The organism is Streptococcus timonensis, assembly GCF_900095845.1.
Lineage (GTDB): Bacteria > Bacillota > Bacilli > Lactobacillales > Streptococcaceae > Streptococcus > Streptococcus timonensis.
Map to the genome: position 1 here is coordinate 1 of NZ_FMIX01000001.1, position 2,500 is coordinate 2,500.

Here is a 2,500-nt window from a genome sequence, read left to right on the forward strand (position 1 = left end):
AGCTAAGCGACTTCCATATCTCACAGGGGGCAACCCCCAACTACTTCCGGCGTTCTAGGGCTTAACTGCTGTGTTCGGCATGGGAACAGGTGTATCTCCTAGGCTATCGTCACTTAACTTTGAGTCATACATACTCAAAATTGAATATCTTTCAAATGTCACTTAAAATCTAATCACGCTTCGTATTCTCAGTTACTTTGGATAAGTCCTCGAGCTATTAGTATTAGTCCGCTACATGTGTCGCCACACTTCCACTTCTAACCTATCTACCTGATCATCTCTCAGGGCTCTTACTGATATAAAATCATGGGAAATCTCATCTTGAGGTGGGTTTCACACTTAGATGCTTTCAGCGTTTATCCCTTCCCTACATAGCTACCCAGCGATGCCTTTGGCAAGACAACTGGTACACCAGCGGTAAGTCCACTCTGGTCCTCTCGTACTAGGAGCAGATCCTCTCAAATTTCCTACGCCCGCGACGGATAGGGACCGAACTGTCTCACGACGTTCTGAACCCAGCTCGCGTGCCGCTTTAATGGGCGAACAGCCCAACCCTTGGGACCGACTACAGCCCCAGGATGCGACGAGCCGACATCGAGGTGCCAAACCTCCCCGTCGATGTGAACTCTTGGGGGAGATAAGCCTGTTATCCCCAGGGTAGCTTTTATCCGTTGAGCGATGGCCCTTCCATACGGAACCACCGGATCACTAAGCCCGACTTTCGTCCCTGCTCGAGTTGTAGCTCTCGCAGTCAAGCTCCCTTATACCTTTACACTCTGCGAATGATTTCCAACCATTCTGAGGGAACCTTTGGGCGCCTCCGTTACCTTTTAGGAGGCGACCGCCCCAGTCAAACTGCCCGTCAGACACTGTCTCCGATAGGGATCACCTATCCGGGTTAGAGTGGCCATAACACAAGGGTAGTATCCCAACATCGTCTCCTTCGAAACTGGCGTCCCGATCTCATAGACTCCTACCTATCCTGTACATGTGGTACAGACACTCAATATCAAACTGCAGTAAAGCTCCATGGGGTCTTTCCGTCCTGTCGCGGGTAACCTGCATCTTCACAGGTACTAAAATTTCACCGAGTCTCTCGTTGAGACAGTGCCCAAATCATTACGCCTTTCGTGCGGGTCGGAACTTACCCGACAAGGAATTTCGCTACCTTAGGACCGTTATAGTTACGGCCGCCGTTTACTGGGGCTTCAATTCATACCTTCGCTTGCGCTAAGCACTCCTCTTAACCTTCCAGCACCGGGCAGGCGTCACCCCCTATACATCATCTTACGATTTAGCAGAGAGCTGTGTTTTTGATAAACAGTTGCTTGGGCCTATTCACTGCGGCTGACGTAAAGTCAGCACCCCTTCTCCCGAAGTTACGGGGTCATTTTGCCGAGTTCCTTAACGAGAGTTCTCTCGCTCACCTGAGGCTACTCGCCTCGACTACCTGTGTCGGTTTGCGGTACGGGTAGAGTATGTTAAACGCTAGAAGCTTTTCTTGGCAGTGTGACGTCACTAACTTCGCTACTAAACTTCGCTCCCCATCACAGCTCAATGTTATAGAACTAAGCATTTAACTCAATTCACACCTCACTGCTTAGACAGACTCTTCCAATCGTCTGCTTTAGTTAGCCTACTGCGTCCCTCCATCACTACATACTCTAGTACAGGAATATCAACCTGTTGTCCATCGGATACACCTTTCGGTCTCTCCTTAGGTCCCGACTAACCCAGGGCGGACGAGCCTTCCCCTGGAAACCTTAGTCTTACGGTGGACAGGATTCTCACCTGTCTTTCGCTACTCATACCGGCATTCTCACTTCTATGCGTTCCAGCACTCCTCACGGTATACCTTCTTCACACATAGAACGCTCTCCTACCATACCTATAAAGGTATCCACAGCTTCGGTAAATTGTTTTAGCCCCGGTACATTTTCGGCGCAGGGTCACTCGACTAGTGAGCTATTACGCACTCTTTGAATGAATAGCTGCTTCTAAGCTAACATCCTAGTTGTCTGTGCAACCCCACATCCTTTTCCACTTAACAATTATTTTGGGACCTTAGCTGGTGGTCTGGGCTGTTTCCCTTTCGACTACGGATCTTAGCACTCGCAGTCTGACTGCCGACCATAATTCATTGGCATTCGGAGTTTATCTGAGATTGGTAATCCGGGATGGACCCCTCACCCAAACAGTGCTCTACCTCCAAGAATCTCTATGTCGACGCTAGCCCTAAAGCTATTTCGGAGAGAACCAGCTATCTCCAAGTTCGTTTGGAATTTCTCCGCTACCCACAAGTCATCCAAGCACTTTTCAACGTGCCCTGGTTCGGTCCTCCAGTGCGTCTTACCGCACCTTCAACCTGCTCATGGGTAGGTCACATGGTTTCGGGTCTACGACATAATACTAAGGCGCCCTATTCAGACTCGGTTTCCCTACGGCTCCGTCTCTTCAACTTAACCTCGCATCATATCGTAACTCGCCGGTTCATTCTACA

The 2,500-nt window shown here is 49.6% G+C and carries 2 rRNA genes (1 of these 2 cut by a window edge); both read right to left on the bottom strand.

The annotated features are described in order from the left end of the window. Position 1: 1 nt before the first annotated feature. Positions 2-117, bottom strand: a 5S ribosomal RNA gene (gene rrf / locus BQ2679_RS00005). A gap of 80 nt (positions 118-197) precedes the next feature. Further along, positions 198-2,500: ribosomal RNA gene (locus tag BQ2679_RS00010) — 23S ribosomal RNA — on the bottom strand; it runs 597 nt beyond the window's last position.